Here is a 1,443-nt window from a genome sequence, read left to right on the forward strand (position 1 = left end):
CTAGCATTACAGTTGTTTTTTTAGTGGGTTTCTGAATCCATGGGCAACCATGATTCGAAGATCGTGGACGCAGGCAGCGTCGATTGAGGAGACGCTTGCGTTGTGGGCGGCGTCGCTTCGGGAGATCAAGAAGCGGATACGTCCGTTGTTCAGGCAAGAACGTGTTGCGAGGAATGCGGGCCTGTTCCTGGAAGGCCTTCTCGGAGATGAGCAACGCAAGACCGGTTGGATGCGCGCCGAGGCGGCTGGCGATCCCGGCCCATGGCGTCAGCAGGCGATCCTGGGCCGCATGGATTGGGATGCGGATGCCCTGCGCGATATCGTGCGTGACTATGTCGTCGAGCATTTGGCGGATGACGATGCGGTGCTCGTGATCGACGAGACCGGTTTTCTCAAGCAGGGCAAAGCGTCGTGCGGCGTGGCGCGGCAATACACTGGTTCCGCAGGCAAGGTCACGAACTGCCAGATCGGGGTCTTCGTTGCCTACGTTTCGCGCCACGGTCATGCGTTCATCGACCGTACGCTGTATCTTCCGAAGGAATGGACCGACGATCCGGATCGCCTGGAAGCCGCATATGTGCCTGCCGACGTCGGCTTTGCGACCAAACCGAAGCTCGCGACGAGAATGATCGCAGGCGCAATAGCCGCGTCTGTGCCATTCAAGTGGGTTGCTGGTGACACCGTCTATGGTGTTGGCGATATCGAACAGCAACTGCGCCGGGCCGGCAAAGGCTACGTGCTCGGGGTCAGCAGCGCTCATGTGTTTCGATCCTGGGGCAAGCGACCGCCGGTCTCCGGTACGGCCGCAGACATCGCCCGGACGCGGCGCTCATCCGACTGGAAGCGCCTGTCGGCGGGAGCCGGAACCAAAGGACCGCGGCTGCACGATTGGTGTTATCTCGAACTGGCCGACCTCGAGGCCGAGCCATTCAACAGTGCAAATGATGGTTTGTGGACACGCGGCCTACTGATCCGTCGCCGCATCGCCGATGGTGACCTCGCCTTCTTCACCACCTGGTGCCCAGCGGGAACATCAATTGAAACGCTGGTCGCGGTCGAAGGCCATCGATGGGCGATCGAGGACAGCTTTGAAACCGCGAAAAACGAGTTCGGGCTCGATCACAACGAAAGCAGATCCTGGCATGGCTGGCATCGCCACGTCTCCCTGGTGATGCTCGCCTTCGCCATGATGGCGGCAATCCGTCATCGCGCCAATCCGCTGCCGCCCAAAAAAACGAAACGCCGAACTCCGGCAAAAACCAATGCGTCGCCACGGCGTCATTGATCCGTTGGTCAATCCAGGAAGTCCGACGCATCGCCATCAGACTCGCTCGAAAGCGAATCCAACCCGCACACATCATCGCATGGTCACTTTGGCGTAGAGCTCACCAGGCCGCCGCCCAGCGCGCGCACTTCAAAACAAAAAGACAACTGTAATGCTAG

1 protein-coding gene is annotated in these 1,443 nt (G+C 59.8%); it reads left to right on the forward strand.

Annotated features, from left to right (window positions below):
* The first annotated feature begins 49 nt into the window (after positions 1-49).
* Positions 50-1,285 carry an IS701 family transposase gene (locus ACZIRK_RS45130; RefSeq protein WP_130231940.1) on the forward strand — a complete coding sequence of 412 codons (1,236 nt, stop codon included), beginning with the start codon at positions 50-52 and terminating at the stop codon, positions 1,283-1,285.
* Positions 1,286-1,443 lie beyond the last annotated feature (158 nt).

The organism is Bradyrhizobium sp. Leo114 (genome assembly GCF_055229415.2).

Coding starts and splice junctions, on each gene's coding strand:
- ACZIRK_RS45130 (WP_130231940.1), top strand. CDS start 50: ATGATTCGAAGATCGTGGACGCAGGCAGCGTCGATTGAGGAGACGCTT.